This is a genomic window from Microbacterium sp. (assembly GCF_032084865.1).
Classification (GTDB): Bacteria; Actinomycetota; Actinomycetes; order Actinomycetales; family Microbacteriaceae; genus Microbacterium.
On record NZ_DAMDLU010000021.1, the window covers coordinates 1 to 19,184 of the forward strand.

The window sequence follows — 19,184 nt, forward strand, 5'->3', positions numbered from 1 at the left end:
CGGGTCCGCCGCGGGCGGAGTCAGCCGGCGGCGGGCGGGGTCTGCTTCGACTCGGCGTACTCGTCGACGACGAGGGTGTGGGCCTGGATCGTGCCGTTGCGGTACGCCTGACGGCCCACCATGTGGGCCGACAGCGGCGCGGTCGCGAACTGCAGCAGGATCACTGGGATGACGATCACCAGGCCCAGCAGCATGCCGCCGATCGTGCGCTGCGCCACCGCGACGGCCAGGCAGATCAGCACGAGACCGAGCACCTGCGGCTTGGTTCCCGCGTGCAGACGACTGGGCACGTCGCGGAAGTGCAGCAGACCGACCGAGGCCGACAGGCAGAGGATGGCACCCAGCAGCACGAGGATCAGCGCGATCGTCTCAGCCACCGGCGCCGGCAGGGCGATCTGGAGGAACGATGTCACGGTCATGGTGTCGTGTTGTCCCTTCGGGCGACGTAGCGGGCGACGGAGATGGATGCGAAGACGCCGACGGCGGCGATGATGAGCATCACGGGGATGTTGCGCGTGTGCCCGTTGATCGCCATGTCGGCACCGAGCACGCACATCACCTCGGTGAGCAGCACGTCCGATGCCACCGTGCGGTCGAGGATCGACGGCCCCCGCACGATCCGGATCACGGCCATGATCGCCGCGACGCCGAAGACGACGAGGATGGCGATGAGCAGCGGGTTCATCCTGTGCCTCTCTTCACGTCGGCCTTGAGCTCCCGGTACTGCTCGGGCGTGCCGACGGCGCGCACGATGCGGCGCTCCCAGCGCAGCACCCCGTCGCGGAACCGGTCTACGTCGTCGCGGGTGCGCACGCCGATCACGTGCAGGTACAGGATGCGTCGGTCGCGGTCGCTCTCGACGACCAGCGACCCGGGGATGAGCGAGGCCGTCACGGCGACGTGCGTGGTGAGGATGTCGTCGGCATACCGCAGCGGGATCGCGATGATCGCCGCCCCCGGCTGGCGCCGGAGGTCGAACACCTGGACGGTCACGCTGATGGCGCCCATCACCACCGCGCCGAGGAAGAGGGCGATGAACACCAGTGAGTGCCCGATGTTCACCCGACCGACCAGCTCGACCGTCGGCAGGCGGAAGACCCGGGTCACGAAGATCGCGACCAGGATGCCGGTGACGACAGCCAGCGGCGTGAGCTGCTGCCACAGCAGCATCCAGAGCACCACCAGCCAGATCATGAACGGCAGTTGAAGCAGGATGTCGCGAACGATGCGGCGCCGGGAATCGGTGTTCATCAGCTCGCCCCCTCGTCGATCAGCTCGAGCGTGACCGGCTGCAGCAGCCCGGCTCCGATGCGGTCGCAGATCGCGTACAGCGGACCGGCGAAGACGGTCAGCGCGATCGTGACCACCACCATGCCTGCTGTGGCATACGTCATGATCGCGGGGATCTCACGCGTCTCGCCCTGCTCGTCGGCCGCCGGCGCGTTGCCCAGGTACTCGATGCGGGCGTCGTTCTCGGCGCCGCCGTCGTCCTCACGCCAGAATGCGAGGTTCCACGCGCGCATGAGCGCGTAGAGGGTGAGCAGCGAGGTCAGGATGCCGCCGAAGATCAGCACGATCATCAGCGGCGTGCCCACCGCTGCCGCGGCCTCGAAGAGCGCGACCTTGCCGATGAAGCCCGAGAACGGCGGCAGACCGCCGAGGTTGATGGCGGGCACGAAGTACAGCACCGCCAGCACCGGCGCGGCCTTCATCAGTCCGCTCACCCGCAGGATCGACGTGCTGCCCGCCTTGCGCTCGATGAGCCCGACGGCGAGGAACAGGGTGGTCTGCACGACGATGTGGTGCACGATGTAGTACACGGTGGCGCCGATCGCAGCCTCCGTCGCGATCGCCAGGCCGAAGATCATGTACCCGACGTGACTGACCAGCGTGAACGACAGGATCCGCTTCAGCTCGGCCTGCGCCACGGCGCCGAGCACCCCGATCACCATGGTGGCTAGCGCGACGATCAGCAGCAGGGTGTTGACGTCGTTGCTCGCGAACAGCTGGGTCTCGGTGCGGATCAGCGCGTACACGCCGACCTTGGTGAGCAGGCCCGCGAACACCGCGGTCACGGGTGCCGGCGCGGTCGGATACGAGTCGGGCAGCCAGAACGACACCGGGAAGATGGCGGCCTTGATGCCGAACGCGATGAGCAGGATGAGGTGCAGCACGAGCTGGGTCTCCTGCGGCAGCTGGGCCACGCGCTCGGCGACCTGAGCCATGTTCACCGTGCCGACGGCGCCGTAGATCAGCGCGATCGCGGCGAGGAAGAGGATCGACGACACGAGCGAGACGACGATGTACACCGCGCCCGTGCGGATGCGCGACTCGGTGCTGCCCAAGGTGATCAGCACGTACGACGCGACGAGCAGGATCTCGAATCCGACGTAGAGGTTGAACAGATCACCCGCGATGAACGCGTCGAAGATGCCGGCCGCGAGGATGAGGTAGGTGGGGTTGAAGATCGAGATCGGCGTCTCCTCGGCGCCGTCGGCGGCGCCCTGACCGATCGAGAAGAGCAGCACCGCGAGCAGCACGATGCTCGAGATCAGCACGAGCAGCGCCGCCAGACGGTCGACGTAGAGGATGATGCCGAACGGCACCGGCCAGCCGCCGACGGAGACGGCGAACGGCTGATCCGAGGCATCCACCGCCAGCAGCAGCACCGCCGCGATGATCGAGACCGCCACGAGAGTGACCGTGGTGACGACGACCTGCAGCCGGGGATTGCGACCAAAGATCAGCGTGAGAGCCGCGCCGAGCAGCGGCAGCATCACGATGAGGGGGACGAGTGCGCTCATCGGCGGTCCCCGCTCTCGTCCTGGGCCCCTGAGCCACCCGGGCCGCCCGAGCCACCCTGGGCCTCCGCGCCACCACGGCCCGCCGCGCCGCCCTGGGCCCCTGAGCCTGCCGAAGGGCCGGAGTCCCGGGCATCCGGAACATCCACCGGTGCGTCGTCGACGATGGCGGCGTGGTCGCGCATGTTCAGCACGGTGATGGGAGCGGTGGAGACGCCGACGAAGTCTGTGGTCGCCTCCTCGTCCTCGGGAGTGGACTCGTCGTCGAAGAGGTCCTCCTCGGCATCCGTGCGCTCGCGCACGGCGATGTCGCCCGGGTCGTCCTCGACGGTGTCTGCCTGCCCGAGCTGCCACGAGCGGTAGATGAGGGCGAGCAGGAACGCCGAGACGGCGAACGTGATGACGATCGCGGTCAGCGTCAGCGCCTGCGGCAGCGGGTCGCTGACAGCCCCCGTCTCGTCATAGAACGGCGCGGCGCCCGGCACGCCCATCACGATCAGCAGCAGCAGGTTCGTGGCGTTGCCGAGCAGCAGGAAGCCGATGAGCACGCGGGTGAGGCTGCGCTCCATCATCGCGTAGACGCCGGCGGCGAACAGCACGGCCATGATCACGATGAGGGTGAGGGAGACGTCCATCAGATGACCGCCCCCCTGCTGCGCGTCTCGAGGGCCTGCCGGTCGACCTCGGCGCCGAGGCTGCGCAGCACGTCGAGCACGAGCCCGATGACGACGAGGTACACGCCGATGTCGAAGACCGTCGAGCTGACGAACTCGATGTGACCGAGCAGCGGCACCTCGGCCTCCCACACCGCGCTCTGCAGCGGCGCCAGGCCGAAGAACAGCGGCAGCAGCGCCGCACCCACGGCGAGGATCAGCCCTCCGCCGAGCAGGCGTCCGGCGTCGGTGGGGGCGGCCGCTCCCAGCTCCCACCGCCCGCCGGCGATGTAGCGCATCACGAGCGCCATCCCCGCGACCAGTCCCCCGGCGAAGCCGCCGCCGGGCAGGTTGTGGCCGGCGAACAGCAGGTAGATCGACACGAGGATGATCGTGTGGAACAGCACCCGCACGATCACCTCGAGCAGGATCGAACGGTTCTCGGCCTTCATCTGCTGACCGCTGACCAGCCATGCGCGCGGTGCGCCGCGGTTCTCGGCGGTCTGGAATCGCAGGCCCTCGTCGGTCTCGACCATCGGCCGGCGCGCCGTCGAGCGGCGGGTCGTCTCGGGCAGGTCGCGCGTGGCCGAGAGCAGGTCGGCGCGGTGGGTGACGAAGACGAGGGACGCCACCCCGGTCGCGGCCAGCACGAGCACGCTCAGCTCGCCCATCGTGTCCCATCCGCGCAGGTCGACGAGCGCGACGTTGACGACGTTCTTGCCGTGCCCCAGCTCGTAGGCGAGCTGCGGGAAGTCGATCGAGATCGGGTCGAACATGCGCGCCTGGGTGGCGACGATGGCGAGGAAGGCCATCACCACGCCGACACCGACAGCCAGCACGGCACGCGGGATCCGCCCCACCGACGCGTTGTGCTCGCCCATCCGCGAGGGCAGCCGGCGCAGCACCAGGGCGAAGGTGACCATGGTCACGGTCTCGACGAGGATCTGCGTGAGCGCGAGGTCGGGAGCCCCGCTGGTCGCGAACAGCACGACCATGCCGAGCCCCGTCACCGAGACGAGCACCACTCCCGTGTAGCGCTTGCGTGCGCGCACGGCGACGATGCCCGCGATGGCCATCACCGGCGCCACGACGATCTGCACCGGCGTGTGCCACGCCGAGAGGGCGAGTCGATCGGGCATCGCGGCGACGAGCGCGGTGGCCTCTGCGGCGAGCAGCACGACGAAGATCGTGCCGACGTACAGCGGCAGCGAACCGCGCTGCGTGACGCTCGTGGTCAGCACCGAGAGGCGGTCGACGCCGCGCATGACGAGGTAGTACGCGTCGGCGGCGGTGAAGCGCAGCAGGCGGCGACGACGATCCCATCGGGTCCGGATACTGAGCGCGAACGCCCCGATGCCCAGGGCGATCGCGCCCACGGACAGCAGCAGCGCGGGTTCGAGTCCGTGCCAGAGGGCCAGATGCCCGGGCTCCTCGGAGCCCAGCGTCTTCGCGTAGCCCTGCAGGGCCACGTCGACGGCGGGCGCCCCGATGCCGGCGGCGACCGTGAGACCGGCCAGCACGATCGGAGCCGACAGGAAGCCCACCGGCGGATCGGGCCATGCCGTATCGGGCATGAAGGCACCGTCGGCATCCTTCTTGCGCCAGAACGCACCCCAGAGGAACCGGCAGCCGTAGGCGACGGTGAGGATCGCACCGACGGTCACGCCGACCAGGGCCACCCACCCCCACGCCGAGCCGCGCAGGGCGTCATCGAGCAGGGCGGTGAGGGTGGACTCCTTGGCGACGTACCCGATCGTCGGGGCGACGCCCATCATCGAGGCCACCGAGATGAACGCGGCCGTCGCCATCACCGGTGCCTGGCGCCCGACGCCCGAGAGCTCGTCGATGTCGCGCGTCGAGAGCTGGCGGTCGATCACACCGACGATGAGGAACAGCGCAGACTTGAACAGCGCGTGCCCGATGACGAGAGCGAGGCCCGCCAGTGCCGCGGCGGGCGTGCCGTAGCCGACCACGACCGAGAAGAAGCCGAGCTGGCTGACGGTTCCGAAGGCGAGGATGCGCTTGAGGTCGGTCTCGCGCAGCGCCTGGATGCCGCCGACCAGCATCGTGAACACGCCGAGCGTGATGACGATCGGGCGCCACGGAGCCGACAGGGCGAAGATCGGCGCGAAGCGCGCGATGAGGTAGATGCCGGCCTTCACCATCGCCGCGGCGTGCAGATACGCGCTGACCGGCGTGGGTGCGGCCATGGCGCCGGGCAGCCAGAAGTGGAAAGGGAACAGCGCCGACTTCGAGATCGCGCCGATGAGCAGCATCACGATCGCGGCGTCGACGACAGGTCCGGTCGGGGCGAGAGAAAGCAGCTCCCGGATGCTCGCCGTGCCGGCGTCGACGACGAGAAGGATCACCCCGATGAACATGACCAGCCCGCCGAGTGTGGTCACCAGCAGGGCCTGGAGGGCGGCTCGTCGACTGGCCGCGCGGCGGCGGTAGTGGCCGATGAGCAGGTACGACAGGATGCTGGTGAGCTCCCAGAACATCACGAGCATCACCAGATCATCGGTGAGCACCAGCCCGTACATCGCGCCGGCGAACCCGAGCAGGACGCCGGCGAACTGGCCGACCTCGCGCCCGTCGTCGTAGAAGTACCAGCGGCAGTACAGCAGCACGAGCGCCCCGACCCCGGTGACGATCAACGTGAGCACCCAGCCGAGCACGTCCATGTGCATCGACAGGTCCAGTCCGAGCCGCGGTATCCATCGGTACAGCTCGAAGGGGACGTCCTGACCGTTCAGCACCTGCGGCGTCTGCACGAGGGCGTGCACGAAGGCCGCAGCGGGGATGAGCGCCCCGAACATGAACGCCTGTGCTCCGAGCCAGCGCACCAGAACGGGAAGGATGACAGACCCGGCCAGGAACACGGCGAGGAGCAACAGCATAAGCGGCTCCTCAAGCTCGTCGAGGCCTTCCGGCGCAGGCGGGCGATGTGACTCTATTCTACGGGCGCGTTTCGCCCCTTCGGTTGCTCAGCCGCACATTCCGAAATGTGGGTGCCCGAGCGGGCACCCACATGGCTTCGCACGAACTGTCCGTGTGCCCCGCCACTACCTCCGCACAGCTATCCGACAGCGACGGGCGTTCCGCTCAGTGCGGACCGCCGCGCAGCATCCACAATCTGCACCGTGCGAAGGCCGACGTCACCGTCCGGCTGCGGACGAACGGACGGGGCCGCACCGGCGCTGGGCCTTCCCGTTGTCCGCACAGCGCCGAGGAACTCCTGAAGCAGGGCCGCATCCGTGTCGGTCGCGTAGCCGAGGTGAATGGGGCCGTCTGCTCCCTGCCCGTCGACACGCTCGGCGAACGGGGCGATCTCGACAGAGCCCGCGGAGCCCGTGACCTTCAAGGTGAGCCCGCCCCAGGTGGGGGCGGAGTCGGGCTGGCTCCACGAGCAGTCGATCGTCGCGATGAGGCCGCTGCGGTAGGTGATGGTCACGAGTCCACCTGTCTCGACCCGAACCTTCTTATCAGCGTGCAGGATGCGGTTCGCCGCCGCGTACACGGTGACCGCGGGCTCCCCGCCGGTGAGCGCGTCGATGAGATCAGCACAGTGCACGACATGGTCGACGAGCGCACCTCCGCCCGAGAGATCCGGATCCGTGAACCAGCGGCGGGCGTCGATCGGGATCTTGCCGTTGTTGGTGCCGACGATCGCGAACGGGTCGCCGATGCTGCCTCCCTCGACGTGCGCACGCATCGCGGTGAACTGCGGCGCGAAGCGGACAGGGAAGGCGACCATGAGAATGACCCCGGCTCGCTCGCAGGCTTCGACCATGGCGCGCGCGTCGTCGACTTCCGTGGCGAGCGGCTTCTCGCACAGCACGTGCGCTCCTGCTGCCGCTGCCCGCTCGACGAGAGCGCGGTGTCCGGCGTTCTCACTCGTCACGATCACCGCATCCGGTCTCCAGGAGAAGAGCGCGTCGTAATCATCGACATAGTCGACGTCCATTTCGGCCGCCAGAGCAGCGCCGCGCGGCTGCTCGTCCGGAGCCTCGGCCCCGCCTGGGTCACTGGCGAGCAGCTCTATTCCCGGAGTGGACTTCAGAGCCGCGATGTAGGACGTGGCATGCAGGTGCGCGAAGGACGCGATCGCGATGCGCAGTGGGCGGTCCGTGTTCATGCTGTCTCCTCCTGCGCTTGGTGGGCGCTGTCGGGGTCGGAGACTCGCTGTTCCGCGAACTCCGACATGGTCACCACCGCCCCGGTGCGCAGCGACTGCTGCGCGGCCTGAGCGAGATACACAGCCATCGCGCCGTCCTCGGCGTTCACCCGAGCCGGGCGGCCGGTGCGGAACGATTCGGCGAAGTCCCGCAGCTCGGTCAGGTACGGGCTCTCCCGCACCGCCGCTTCGGGAATGGTCAGATCGCCCTCGTCCTGTCCCTGAGCCTCGAGCACGAGCCCGGTGTTCTGCAGCGAGGAGTACTCGAGCACTCCGCGGTCTCCCGCGAGCGAGAAGCCGGTCTTGAAGACCGTGCCGAGTGCTCCCCATGTGGCGTTCATGTGCGAGATGGCGCCCCCGGCGTGCGTTAGCGAGACGTGCGCCGAGACGAACGGCGGGCTGATCCCATCGACGCTCGGCGGGTTCTGCACCGCGTACACCGACTCGACCTCGCCGCATATCCACCGCGCCTGGTCGAGGTCGTGCAACATCAGGTCCATGATCACGCCGCCGGATTCCGCCTCGTTCTGGAACCAGGTTCCGTCGGCGGGCGACGAGCCCTCGCGGAAGAAGCGCGCCACCGCGACGGTGCCGATCCGCCCGGCATCCACGGCGACCTTGGCTCGCACGTACGGCGCCATGTATCGCACGACGTGCGCGGGGTAGATCTGCACTCCCGCCGCCTGCGCAGCGGCGTGCACGCGGCGCGTCGCCTCGGCCGAGAGGGTCAGCGGCTTCTCGCAGACGATGTTGCGCCCGACTGCGATGGCGGCGAGAGCGACCTCCTCGTGCGTGTGCGTCGGCGTGACGATGTCGACTATCTCGGCCCGCTCGAGAAGTTCGTCGAGCGAGCCGACCACCTCGAGGCCATGACGGGCGGCCAGGGCCTCGGCGCCCGCCAGCGAGTGAACGAGCACATGCGCGCCCAGCTGCTTCCAGGCCGCGGCGTGCACCTGCGAGATCCCGCCGGCACCGACCAGCCCGACGACGAGCGGTTCGGGCTCTGCTGAGTGAGTCATGGGTTCCCTTCTATTTCAGCCCGGAGAAGGCGATGCCCTCGACGACCCGGCGCTGCAGGATGATGAACGAGATGAGAACGGGCGCCATGGCCAGCAGCGAGGCGGCCATCAGCACTCCGGTGTGGATGCTGGAGCGATACCCCTGCAGGGTTGCGAGTCCGACCGACAACGGCATGGACTCGGGCGTGCTGGCGACCACCAGTGGCCATAGCAGATCGTTCCAAGACGCGAGGATCGTGATGATGGCGAGGGAGATCAGCCCGGGCTTGGCGAGCGGAAGCATCACCCGCCAGAACACCTGCCAGCTGTTGCACCCATCCAGACGGGCGGCCTGCTCGAGCTCCGCAGGCATGGTGCGGAAGAACTGCACCATGAGGAACGTACCGAATGCGCTGAACAGTCCGGGCAGGGCGATGCCGAGCACGGTGTCGAGCAGCCCGAATCCCTGAATGATCTGGTACTGCGGGATGAGGTAGACCTGTGCCGGCACCATCAGGATCGACAGGATGAGCGCCAGCAGCACTCCCTTGAAACGAAACTGCAAGCGCGCGAACGCGTAGCCGGCCATCGAGCACAGCAAGACCTGGCCGAGCGTGCGCAGGGCGGTGACGCCCACCGAGACCCAGAACTGGCTGAGGAACGGAAGCCGCTGGAACACCTCGGCGTAGTTCTGCCACTCAGCCGATGAAGGCCAGAAGTTCGGCGGGATCGCCATGATCTCGGCCTCGGTCGACAGTGACAGCTTCACCTGCCACAGGAAGGGGAAGATCATCAGCAGCGATGCGAGGGCGAGCACGATGTGCGCTATCTTGTGGCTGCCCGTGCGACCGCCGCGCGTCACCCGAGGGCGCCCGCCGGAGCGTCGTCCGACGGTCACCATGGCCTCGGTAGCCGGACCTGTCGCGTTGGTCGTGTCAATCGACATAGTGCACCCACTTCCTCTGCATCCGGAACTGCAGCAAGGTCACCGCAGCGATGATGACGAGGATGACCATCGCCACCGCCGAGGCGTAGCCCTTGTCGTTGGCGAGGAAGGCCGCATCGTAGAAGCGGAACACCAGCGACTGCGTCTTGGGCATGACCGGGTTGGTCGGACCGAGTAGCGCGTACAGCAGGTCGAACAGCTGGAAGCCGTTGATGAGCTGCATGACCGTCAGGAAGAAGATCGACGGCGTCAGCAACGGTACGGTCACGGAGAAGAACTGCCGCGTCGGCGAGGCGCCGTCGAGAGACGAGGCCTCGTACAGCTCTGCGGGGATCCCCTTCAGGCCGGCGGCGAGAATGATCATGTTGAAGCCGATCGACATCCACAGCCCCAGTACCGACACGGCGATCAGCGCGAACCACTCCGTCGAGATCCATGCGGGGCCACGGATGCCGAAGGTGGACAGCATCGCGTTGATGATGCCGTAGTCCTGGTTGTAGATGATCTTCCAGACCATGGCTATCGCGGTGGGCATCGCCACGTACGGCAGGAAGAAGCAGATTCGGTACAGGGTTGCGAATCGCAGCCCTGGCCGGTTCAGCAGACTCGCGAGCACTGTGGCGATCGGGATTCCGAGCAGCAGGATCGCCGTATAGATCACCGTATTGAGAATCGACCGCATCGTCTGCGAATCGTTCAACAGTCGCACATAGTTCTCGATGCCGATCCAGGTGGCCCCGCCGAACACGCCCCACTCAGTGAAGCTGTAGTAGGCGGACTGGGCGAGCGGCCACAGGTAGAAGAGAATCACGCCGGCGAACAGCGGCGCGACGAAGACGAAGGGCCAGTAGCCGTCGGTCGAGCGCATTCGCTTCGCGACCGGGACGGCCGGGGTGGGAGCGGTGCGCGCGCCCACCCCGTTCCGTGCGGAGCTCATCCGACTCACTTCTCCTTGCCGAGAGCCTCGTTCATCTTCTCCGCGAGCTCCTGGGCGACCTCGTCGACAGGACGGTCGCCAGAGAATGCCTCGGGGAGCAGCTCGGTCTCGAACTTGTTCCACGCGCTCGTGTTCTTCGAGATCGGGTACGGCTGCGCGTACTGATCGGCCGCCTCGAGGAAGATCTCCAGGTTGTAATCCGGCGCCGAGTCGACGAATGCCTGCTGGGTTTCCTCGTAGGCCGGGTTGGCGGTGCCCATCTCGGCCTGAATGAGCGCCGCCTTCTCCGACCCGAGGTAGGCGAGGAACGCCTGGGCCGCAGGGTCGGAGGCTGCCTTCGCGCTCATCGAGTTTCCGATGCCGTGGATGACGGTCTGCCGGTCTCCGGAGGGCGAAAGCGGCAACTCGACGACGCCGATCTTGTCCTTGACAACTGAGTCAAGCAGCGGCGCGACCTGCCATGTGCCCGACCACACCATGCCAGCCTGGCCGTTGAGGAAACGCTGGGTGCCCGTAGTGTCGGCGTTCTGCGCCGGGGTCAGCATGGCGCCGTCGGCGACCATGTCGCGCCAGAACTGGATCGCCTCGATGGTCTTCGGGTCGTCGTAGCCGGACTTGCCGTCCTTGATGATGCTCCCGCCGTTGCTGACGATCGCGGGGTAGAGCATGGGCTGGTTGTCGTAGTTCTCGCCGGTGCCGATAATGCCTTCCGAGCCGAGGCGGTCGGTGATCTGGTTGGCCATGGCCCGGTAGTCGTCCCAGGTCCAGTCGGAGGTGGGCTCCTCGAGTCCCGCGCGCTCGAGAATCTCGCGGTTGTAGTACACCGCGATGGTGTCGAAGTCCTTTGGCACGCTGTACTGCTCGTCGCCGAGGCTGTACATGCTGTTCAGAGCCTCGGGGTACTTCGAGGTGTCAAGCATGTCGGCCTCGACGAGCGGGGACAGCGGCGCGAGCATGTCGTTGGAGGCGAAGAGCTGGAAGTTGGGGCCATTCATCCAGAACACCTCGGGAAGGGTGCCGGACGACGCCTGGGTCTGCAGCTTGGTGAAGTACTGCGCATACGCGGTGACCTCGACCTTGACCTTGACGTTCGGGTAGGTCTTATTGAAGTCGTCGATCAGCGCCTCCATACCGGGCTGCTGGTTGACATCCCAGATGGCGTACGACAGCTTGCCGCTGATTTCGGCGGGATCAAGCGAGGTGTCGACCTCGCCTCCGCCTGTCGTTCCGCCGCTTGAGCAGCTGGTGAGCATGAGTGCACCGACGATGATGCCGACGCCGATGCCGCTTCGCATGGACCGCATGTTTCTCTCTTTCGTTCGGTGGGCGCGGGCAGCGCCCGCCCGCCGTCAGGCGGGGACTTGGTGGTTGTCGAAGTAGTGCTGGAGTGCGGGAGGGAGCGGAGCGATGGTTATCGGCACCGACCCCTCTCGCAGCGACTCGGCGGCGGTGATGCCCGTCGCGACGGCCTGTCGCGCGGCGACCGGAGACGTTTCGGTTGACCCGCCGTCCGCGACGAATCGCAGGAATTCGGCCATCGTCAGCTGATCTGCTTCCCCATGGCCGGCCGCATCACCGGCGATCGGAAACTCGAGATCGCCCCGTTCCTGGTAATCGTGCCGACGGTTCCAGACACGCACGACACCGCCTTCCGCGTCACCGAAATTCTCCGCTCGCCCGCGAGTGCCGATGACGGTGTAGTTCCGCCAGTAGTCCGGCGTGAAGTGACACTGCTGGTACGAGGCGAGCACTCCGTTTGAGAGCCGCATCTGGATCATCGAGATGTCTTCGACATCGATCGTGGGATTGAGATCGATCTGGTCCTCCGGCGGCCAGTTGTCGTGGCTGAACCAGTCGCGCAGCAGCCGATCGGAGTTGTCACGTCGGGAGGTCACCTTGTCAAACACCATGAGGTCGCCCATGCCGACAACCCGTTCGGTGTACGCACCGGCGATCCAGTGGATGACGTCGATGTCATGGGCGCCCTTCTGAAGAAGGAGGCTGCCGACCCTGGCCCGCTCGGCATGCCAATCCTTGAAGTAGTAGTCGCCGCCATTGCCGACGAAATGCCGGCACCAGACGGCTCGGACGTCGCCGATCGCACCGCTCGCGACGATCTCGCGCAGACGACGGACCACATCCATGTGGCGCATGTTGTGCCCGACGTACAGTCGGCTGCCGGACTCGTACGCCGCCAGCAGGATGCGGTCGCAGTCCTCGACAGTGATGGCGAGGGGCTTCTCGAGGTATACCGCGACTCCTGCGCGAAGCAGGGACTCCGCGGCATCCGCGTGTGCGTCGTCTGGAGTGGTGACGATCACCGCGTCGACGCCGAGAGCCATAAGGCTGTCGAGGGACGTGACGAATGCGACGTCGCTGCCGAACAGGCTACGCACCCGCCCAGCCGCCTCGGGACGCACATCCGCAGCGGCAACCAGCCGAGCATCGACGCCCGAATCCCCCACCCATCGCCCGATCTCGGCTCGCGCGCCAACGCCGACGATCCCCACTCGGAGCGTCATGCCACTGCCTGCCCGTCCGCCGGCATGGTGATCGCAGGTACTGGGACATCGGGGATGCCGAAAAGTCGCTGCGAGCCGCGCTGGAAGGCCAGGGCGAGCGCTCCCGCCGCCGAACCTATTGAACCGAGCGGCGAAGCCAGGACCTCGGGCTGCGCCGGCAGGACGATCAGCCGGTGGATCTCGTCGCGCAACATGTCGACGAAGAGTTCGCCTGCGCGCGATAATCCGCCGCCGATGACGATCCGCGCGGGATCCACCACAAGTGCGACCGTGCTGAGCAAGGGCGCGATCTCGGTGACGAATTCGCGCACCTCCTCGAGCGCCTCCGCGTCGCCCGCTGATGCCGCGGCGAGTACATGCTCGCCGCTCGGCCCGGTGCGCCACGTGAGGTTGCCCTTGACCGAGGTGCGCGTCCAACGCATACCGCGGAGGCTTCCGACCTCTCCGGCGCTGCGATGAGCTCCCTGGAAGATCTGTCCGCCGAACGTCTGCGAGAGGGAGATCCGGTTGCCGATCTGGATGAAGAGGATGTCTTCGATGCCCCGTGCCGCACCCATGTGATGCTCCGCGTAGGCGGCGAGCTTGATGTCGTTCTCGATCAGGGACTCGCAATCGAAGCGTCGCGCCACCTCCTTTGCGATGGGCGTGCCGTTCCACTCCGGCACGGCGAAGCTGTCGACCAGTCGGCCGTCATCGCCGATGATGCCCGAGACCGCTGTGCAGCTCGCCTGCAACCGATCGGGGGCCGCGCCGCTCGCTGCCAGCGCCTGCCGCACTGTGTCGGTGACGACGTCGAGACGCTCTACGGCAGTGGGTGTCCCTCGCACCGTCGCGTCGGCGCGGCTCACGACTCGCCCGCGGAGATCGGAGATCAGGACGCGCACGTTCCTGGGCCCGGCGTCGATGCCGGCGACCAGAGCGCTCATCTCGTCGAGGATGTAGCGTCGTGCTGGCCGCCCCCCGGCACTCGATCCGGCTGACGCCGCTGCTGCGACGACCGTTCCGCGCCGCTCGAACCCCGCAACGACCGCCTCGACGGTCGGACGCGAGAGCTCCGTGACCGATGCCAACTCGCTGATCGTGACCGGGGCTTCCGTGGCTCGCAGCGCGGACAGACACGCGAGGGCATTGCTGCGACGGATGTCCGCCGGGCCCAGTTGGTGCATTCTGGCCTGCCTTCGCGAGGTCTCGGGTTACGCTACGAGGTTATATAACCACATAGCGTAACTAGAAGACAAGGCATCGGCGATTGCCGTCGCACGTTACGGCTCAGATGACTGCCGGCCCGGCCGTCTCCCCGGCGCGGAACTCGCACGCGAAGTGCACTGAGTCGCCCGGCTCGCCTTGGAGCATCCGGGCGACCTGCTCCCCCGCCGCGCGGCCCTTCTCGAGCGCCGGCTGCGCCATCGTGGTGAGCTCGAGCGAGCCGAGCCCGTCGGCGGCGATCCCGTCGAAACCGACGACGGTGAGGTCGTCGGGCACCCGCAGACCGAGCTCCTCGGCGGCGCGGATCGCGCCCACGGCGAGCAGGTCGCTCTGCGCGACGATCGCGGTCGGCCGGTCGTCGCGCAGCGCTCCGTCGTCCGTGGCGAGCAGCATATGAGCGACGAGGTAGCCCTCGTCGACCAGGCTGCCCCCCGCCGTGACGGCTACCGCCTCGGGGAACACATCGCGGAAGCCCGCCAGCCGGTCGAGCGTGACCGAGACGGTGGCCATCGCCTCCCTCTCCGGAGTGAGCGGCACGCGCTCTCGCGTCGAGTCCACCGGCAGCGTGATGGTCGCCACTCGTCTATGCCCGAGCTGGAATACATGCCGGGAGATGGTCGCGCTCGCCTCACGATTGTCGAGCGTGACCTGCGGCACCTCGATACCCGCCTCACCCTCGATCACCACGACGGGCAGGCCGCGCTGCCGCACGACTTCGAGCAGCTCGCCGGCCCGCGCCGAGCATCCGATCAGCACGACGGCGTCGACGGGTGCCTCGGCGATGGCCGGCGGCTCGTCGTCGCGCGGGTCGTCGCGCAGCAGCAGGATGCCCGTGCTGATCGAGGCCAGCGCGTCGGTCAGGCCGTCCATCATCACCGTGGTGACCGGGTCGAGGAACGCGTGCCGCAGCTCACCGGCGAGCACGACACCCACGATGCCGCTCCGACCGGTGCGCAGCGAGGCGGCGCGAGGGTCGGGCCCGGTGTAGCCGAGGGCCGCCGCCGCTGCGAGCACCTTCGCGCGGGTGGCGTCTGCGACGTTCACCTTGCCGCTGAACACGACCGATGCCGTCGATGTCGACACCCCGGCCTCGCGCGCGACGTCGGCGATCGTCGCTCGTCGCATCCCGGTGCCCATTCTCTGAGGATAGCTCGCAGCACCCACCGGAGCGCTCGTGTATCGAATCGTTTCGATACACTGTTCCGATGGATACCGCCCTCACCCGCTCGCAGTTCGTGCGCTGGCGCATCGCGATCTTCGCGATCTTCCTCACCAGCGGCCTGTCGATCGCGACCTGGGCGTCGCGGGTGCCGAGCATCGCAGCCGCGCTGCAGATCGACAAGGCGCAGATCGGCCTGCTGCTGCTCGGTATGGGCATCTCGTCGATCATCGGCATCTCGACCGGTCCGGTCGTGATGGCCCGCACCGGCGCGCGCCTGGGCATGCTCATCGGCATGGTGCTCTTCGGCTCGGGCGTCATCCTCATCGGCGTCGGCACCGACGTGTTCGGATCCGTTCCCGTCGTCGTGCTGGGCATGGTGCTGTTCGGCTTCGGCAACGGCTCGGTCGACGTGATGATGAACGTCGAGGCCACCGCCATCGAGCAGCAGATGGGCAAGACGATCCTGCCGGTGTTCCACGCCTTCTTCAGCTTCGGCACGGTCATCGGCGCCGGCGCAGGCGCAGGAGCCGCCCTGCTCTCGATGAACGTCGCCACGCATGCCGGCATCATCGGCGCGATCATCCTGACCGCTGCCGTCATCTGCTTCTTCCAGGTGCCCGTGCGCGAGGCGGCCCTCGACCCCGCGCCCGACGAGAAGCCGTCGGTGCGCCGACGCCTGCACACCGCTCTCGAGGCGTGGCGCGAGCCGCGCACCTACGCGCTCGGCATCGTCATGCTCGGCATGTCGTTCGCCGAGGGTGGCGCCAACGACTGGATCGCCCTCGGCGTCGTCGAGGGCCACGGCGAAGAGGTGAGCATGGGTGCGCTCGCGCTCACCGTGTTCTCGGTGGGCATGACCGCCGTGCGCCTGTGCGGCGGGCCGCTCGTCGACCGCTTCGGTCGGGTCGCCGTGCTGCGCGTTCTCGCCGCGACCGCGGCATCCGGCATCCTGCTCTTCATCCTCGCGCCCAGCCTGCCGCTCGTGCTGCTGGGAGCCGCGCTGTGGGGGATCGGAGCCTCGCTCGGGTTCCCGCTCGGCATGTCCGCCGCAGCCGACGACCCGGCCAAGGCGGCAGCCCGGGTGAGCGCGGCGGCGACCATCGGCTATGTCGCCTTCCTCGGCGGCCCGCCCGTGCTCGGTCTGATCAGCGAGCACATCGGACTGCTGAACACCCTGTTCATCCTGGTGGCGCTCGTGGTGATGTCGGGACTGTTCTCGTCGGCCGCGAAGCCGCTGCACGCCGACGACCCCGCCCTGACGAAGTAGGCTCGACGGGTGCGTCTCGTCATCGCCCGCTGCTCGGTCGACTACACCGGGCGGCTCAACGCCCACCTGCCCCTCGCCACGCGCCTGCTGGTGCACAAGGGCGACGGCAGCCTGCTCGTGCACTCCGACGGCGGCAGCTACAAGCCGCTGAACTGGATGAGCCCGCCGTGCTCGCTCTCCCCCGAGATCCCCGGTGAGGAGGAGGCCGGCGCCGGCGTCATCGAGGTGTGGCGCGTCACCCACAAGAAGACCGGCGATGCGCTGCGCGTGCAGATCTACGAGATCATCCACGATTCGCAGCACGACCTCGGCATCGATCCCGGCCTGCAGAAGGACGGCGTCGAGGCCGACCTGCAGCGGCTGCTCGCCGAGCAGGTCGACCTCATCAGCGAGGGTGCGACGCTGGTGCGTCGCGAGTACCCGACGGCGATCGGTCCCGTCGACCTGATGGTTCGGGATGCCCGTGGCGCCGCCATCGCGGTCGAGGTGAAGCGGCGCGGTGACATCGACGGCGTGGAGCAGCTCACCCGTTACCTCGAGCTGCTCGGCCGCGACCCGCACCTCGCGCCCGTCACCGGGGTGTTCGCCGCCCAGGAGATCAAGCCCCAGGCGCGCGTGCTCGCCGAGGATCGCGGCATCCGCTGTGTCGTGCTCGACTACGAGGGCATGAAGGGCATCGAGTCGGGCATCCCCCGGCTTTTCTGAGCATCCTCTGCGCCCCGTAGGCTGGATGCATGCCCGCTTCGTCCTACACCTGCATCCTCTGGGACGTCGACGGCACCATCGCCGACGCGTCCGCCGGCATCCTCCCCCGCCTGCAGCAGGTGTTCGCGTCGTACGGTCTGCCCGAGCCCGAGGTCGAGGCGCTGTCGTCGTGGATCGGCCCGCCGATGCTCGAGTCGTTCGAGCTGCGCGCCGGTATGGACGCCGCACAGGCCGAAGAGGCGGTGCGGCGGTACCGCGCTCTCGCCGCGGCAGACGGCTACGCGGCCTCGGTCGACCTCTACCCCGGCGTCGCCGATGTGCTGCGCGCGGTTCACGCCGCGGGCATCCCGCAGGCGACGGCCAGCACCAAGCCCGAGAACCAGGTGCGGGCGATCCTCGATCACTATGAGCTGACGCCGCTGTTCACCGCGGTCTCCGGTGCCAGGGTCGGAAGCGTCGGCAACCACGACGGCAAGGCGTTCGTGGTCGGCCAGGCGCTCGACCGGCTGCGCTCCGCCGGGGTCGACGTGTCGCGCCCGGTGCTGATCGGCGACCGTCACCACGATGTCGACGGCGCCGCCGAGCACGGCATCCCGGTCATCTTCTCGGACTGGGGCTTCGGGCATCCGAGCGAGGCCGACGGCGCGACGGCGCGGGTGGCCGATGCCGACGAGCTGCACGACCTGCTGCTCGGCTGAGGTCTCGAGCACCCTGCAGACGCAGAACTCCCCGGCGCCGATCGGCACCGGGGAGTTCGGAACCCGCCTCAGAGAGGGCGGATGTTCTCGGCCTGAAGGCCCTTGGGGCCCTGTGCCACATCGAACTCGACGCGCTGGTTCTCGTCGAGTGAGCGGTAGCCGTTGGACTGGATCGCGGAGTAGTGCGCGAACACGTCGGCGCCTCCGTCATCGGGGGAGATGAAGCCGAAGCCCTTCTCCGAGTTGAACCACTTGACCGTGCCCTGGGTGCTCATCTACTGCCGTTCTGCTGATTGCCATGTCGACGCAGGACGCCCCGACTGCGCTAACGCTATCCCAGGGGACCCTTCCGTCAATAGGTCGAAGCGGAAGGTGATCCAAATGTTGCATGAAAAATGGATGGCCCCCACCGCGGGGGGAGCGGTGAGGGCCGAAGACGACCGGAGGGTGCGTCAGGATTCAGCATACACGAGTTTCGAGAAATTTGTCCCCCATATGGGGGACAAATCGGAGAATCAATGTCATGATGAGAGCGGGCCCCTCGCCTCAGCTTCTGGGGAGATGCAGGCGAAGGGACCGACCGCATGTGGAGATCGTCGGAAACTGGGGAGTAGCCGTCACCGAAGGGGAATCGGGGAACAAACGATCGGATCCCACCGCATGCACCTCCAGGATACGAACTGGGGGACAACAGGGGGATTGCAGGCTCGGAGAGGAATCGTCAGCACAGCGAGGCCGACGACCTCTCCGAGCCGCTTCATGCGGGATGCATCCTCGAGCATCCGAGAGCAGTTGACGCGTATCGCGCACCGCCGCGGCTGTCAATCCCTTGGTCTGATCCCCGCCCCCGGTGACACGCTGGCATCTCCACGTCAGACCGGGCGGTGATCCCGCCCCGAACGGAGGGAGACCCATGGGAGCCATGGACGACGCCAAGCACAACACCGAGAAGCTCGTGGGCAAGGCCAAGGAGGGCATCGGCGATGCCACCGACAACGAGCGTCTTCAGGCCGAGGGCAAGACCGACCAGGTCAAGGCCGACGCCAAGAAGATCGGCGACGACGTCAAGGACGCGTTCGACAAGTAGTCTTCGCGGCCGTTGCGCCTGACAT

General features: G+C 67.7%; 19 protein-coding genes and 1 pseudogene. 4 read left to right on the plus strand and 16 right to left on the minus strand.

Annotated elements, in window-relative coordinates:
* Window positions 1–20 precede the first annotated feature (20 nt).
* The 15 genes and pseudogenes from mnhG to RT309_RS03970 form a co-directional block, all read right to left on the minus strand.
* A complete protein-coding gene (gene mnhG / locus RT309_RS03900) occupies window positions 21–413 on the minus strand; it encodes a monovalent cation/H(+) antiporter subunit G (RefSeq protein ID WP_313355512.1) in 393 nt (130 codons plus the stop codon).
* 2 nt (window positions 414–415) lie between these two features.
* A complete protein-coding gene (locus RT309_RS03905; protein WP_313355514.1) occupies window positions 416–685 on the minus strand; it encodes a monovalent cation/H+ antiporter complex subunit F in 270 nt (89 codons plus the stop codon).
* Complete coding sequence (locus RT309_RS03910; protein WP_313355516.1) at window positions 682–1,251, minus strand: Na+/H+ antiporter subunit E; 570 nt, start codon at window positions 1,249–1,251, stop codon at window positions 682–684. Before RT309_RS03910 ends, RT309_RS03905 begins: the two co-directional genes overlap by 4 nt.
* Window positions 1,251–2,804, minus strand: coding sequence for a Na+/H+ antiporter subunit D (locus tag RT309_RS03915; RefSeq protein WP_313355518.1), 1,554 nt, complete (start codon window positions 2,802–2,804; stop codon window positions 1,251–1,253). The genes RT309_RS03910 and RT309_RS03915 overlap by 1 nt, the downstream gene beginning before the upstream one ends.
* The gene (locus RT309_RS03920) at window positions 2,801–3,436 is read right to left on the minus strand and encodes a Na(+)/H(+) antiporter subunit C (protein ID WP_313355520.1); all 636 of its coding nucleotides are present in this window, start codon (window positions 3,434–3,436) and stop codon (window positions 2,801–2,803) included. The genes RT309_RS03915 and RT309_RS03920 overlap by 4 nt, the downstream gene beginning before the upstream one ends.
* Window positions 3,436–6,354, minus strand: a complete 2,919-nt coding sequence (locus RT309_RS03925) for a Na+/H+ antiporter subunit A (protein ID WP_313355522.1) — start codon at window positions 6,352–6,354, stop codon at window positions 3,436–3,438. The genes RT309_RS03920 and RT309_RS03925 overlap by 1 nt, the downstream gene beginning before the upstream one ends.
* A 179-nt stretch (window positions 6,355–6,533) precedes the next feature.
* Window positions 6,534–7,592, minus strand: a complete 1,059-nt coding sequence (locus RT309_RS03930) for a Gfo/Idh/MocA family oxidoreductase (RefSeq protein ID WP_313355523.1) — start codon at window positions 7,590–7,592, stop codon at window positions 6,534–6,536.
* On the minus strand, window positions 7,589–8,650 hold the full coding sequence (locus tag RT309_RS03935) for a Gfo/Idh/MocA family oxidoreductase (RefSeq protein ID WP_313355525.1): 1,062 nt from the start codon (window positions 8,648–8,650) through the stop codon (window positions 7,589–7,591). Before RT309_RS03935 ends, RT309_RS03930 begins: the two co-directional genes overlap by 4 nt.
* Before the next feature lie 10 nt (window positions 8,651–8,660).
* Complete coding sequence (locus RT309_RS03940; protein WP_313355526.1) at window positions 8,661–9,575, minus strand: carbohydrate ABC transporter permease; 915 nt, start codon at window positions 9,573–9,575, stop codon at window positions 8,661–8,663.
* On the minus strand, window positions 9,565–10,512 hold the full coding sequence (locus RT309_RS03945) for a sugar ABC transporter permease (protein ID WP_313355528.1): 948 nt from the start codon (window positions 10,510–10,512) through the stop codon (window positions 9,565–9,567). The genes RT309_RS03940 and RT309_RS03945 overlap by 11 nt, the downstream gene beginning before the upstream one ends.
* A gap of 5 nt (window positions 10,513–10,517) precedes the next feature.
* Window positions 10,518–11,816, minus strand: coding sequence for a sugar ABC transporter substrate-binding protein (locus tag RT309_RS03950; protein ID WP_313355530.1), 1,299 nt, complete (start codon window positions 11,814–11,816; stop codon window positions 10,518–10,520).
* A gap of 45 nt (window positions 11,817–11,861) precedes the next feature.
* The gene (locus RT309_RS03955) at window positions 11,862–12,656 is read right to left on the minus strand and encodes a Gfo/Idh/MocA family oxidoreductase (RefSeq protein WP_313355558.1); all 795 of its coding nucleotides are present in this window, start codon (window positions 12,654–12,656) and stop codon (window positions 11,862–11,864) included.
* 24 nt (window positions 12,657–12,680) lie between these two features.
* A pseudogene (locus RT309_RS03960) lies at window positions 12,681–13,034 on the minus strand (Gfo/Idh/MocA family protein); the annotation flags it as partial.
* Window positions 13,031–14,200, minus strand: coding sequence for an ROK family protein (locus tag RT309_RS03965; RefSeq protein WP_396654407.1), 1,170 nt, complete (start codon window positions 14,198–14,200; stop codon window positions 13,031–13,033). The gene RT309_RS03965 and the pseudogene RT309_RS03960, both read right to left, overlap by 4 nt.
* Window positions 14,201–14,303: 103 nt before the next feature.
* The gene (locus RT309_RS03970) at window positions 14,304–15,377 is read right to left on the minus strand and encodes a LacI family DNA-binding transcriptional regulator (RefSeq protein WP_313355533.1); all 1,074 of its coding nucleotides are present in this window, start codon (window positions 15,375–15,377) and stop codon (window positions 14,304–14,306) included.
* A 68-nt stretch (window positions 15,378–15,445) separates the two neighbouring features.
* Here RT309_RS03970 and RT309_RS03975 point away from each other — a divergent pair, with 68 nt between their 5' ends.
* From RT309_RS03975 to RT309_RS03985, 3 genes are read left to right on the plus strand one after another with little or no spacing between them, the layout of a single operon-like run.
* Window positions 15,446–16,669, plus strand: coding sequence for an MFS transporter (locus tag RT309_RS03975; protein WP_313355535.1), 1,224 nt, complete (start codon window positions 15,446–15,448; stop codon window positions 16,667–16,669).
* 9 nt (window positions 16,670–16,678) lie between these two features.
* The gene (nucS, locus tag RT309_RS03980) at window positions 16,679–17,374 is read left to right on the plus strand and encodes an endonuclease NucS (RefSeq protein WP_313355537.1); all 696 of its coding nucleotides are present in this window, start codon (window positions 16,679–16,681) and stop codon (window positions 17,372–17,374) included.
* 29 nt (window positions 17,375–17,403) lie between these two features.
* Entirely contained in the window at window positions 17,404–18,072 is a 669-nt protein-coding gene (locus tag RT309_RS03985) for an HAD hydrolase-like protein (protein WP_313355538.1), read from the plus strand.
* Between the two features lie 68 nt (window positions 18,073–18,140).
* Here the strand turns inward: RT309_RS03985 and RT309_RS03990 are convergent, their stop codons facing one another.
* The gene (locus RT309_RS03990; protein ID WP_110555044.1) at window positions 18,141–18,347 is read right to left on the minus strand and encodes a cold-shock protein; all 207 of its coding nucleotides are present in this window, start codon (window positions 18,345–18,347) and stop codon (window positions 18,141–18,143) included.
* 638 nt (window positions 18,348–18,985) lie between these two features.
* Between RT309_RS03990 and RT309_RS03995 the strand changes: the two genes are divergently transcribed.
* Entirely contained in the window at window positions 18,986–19,159 is a 174-nt protein-coding gene (locus RT309_RS03995; RefSeq protein ID WP_099196818.1) for a CsbD family protein, read from the plus strand.
* Window positions 19,160–19,184 lie beyond the last annotated feature (25 nt).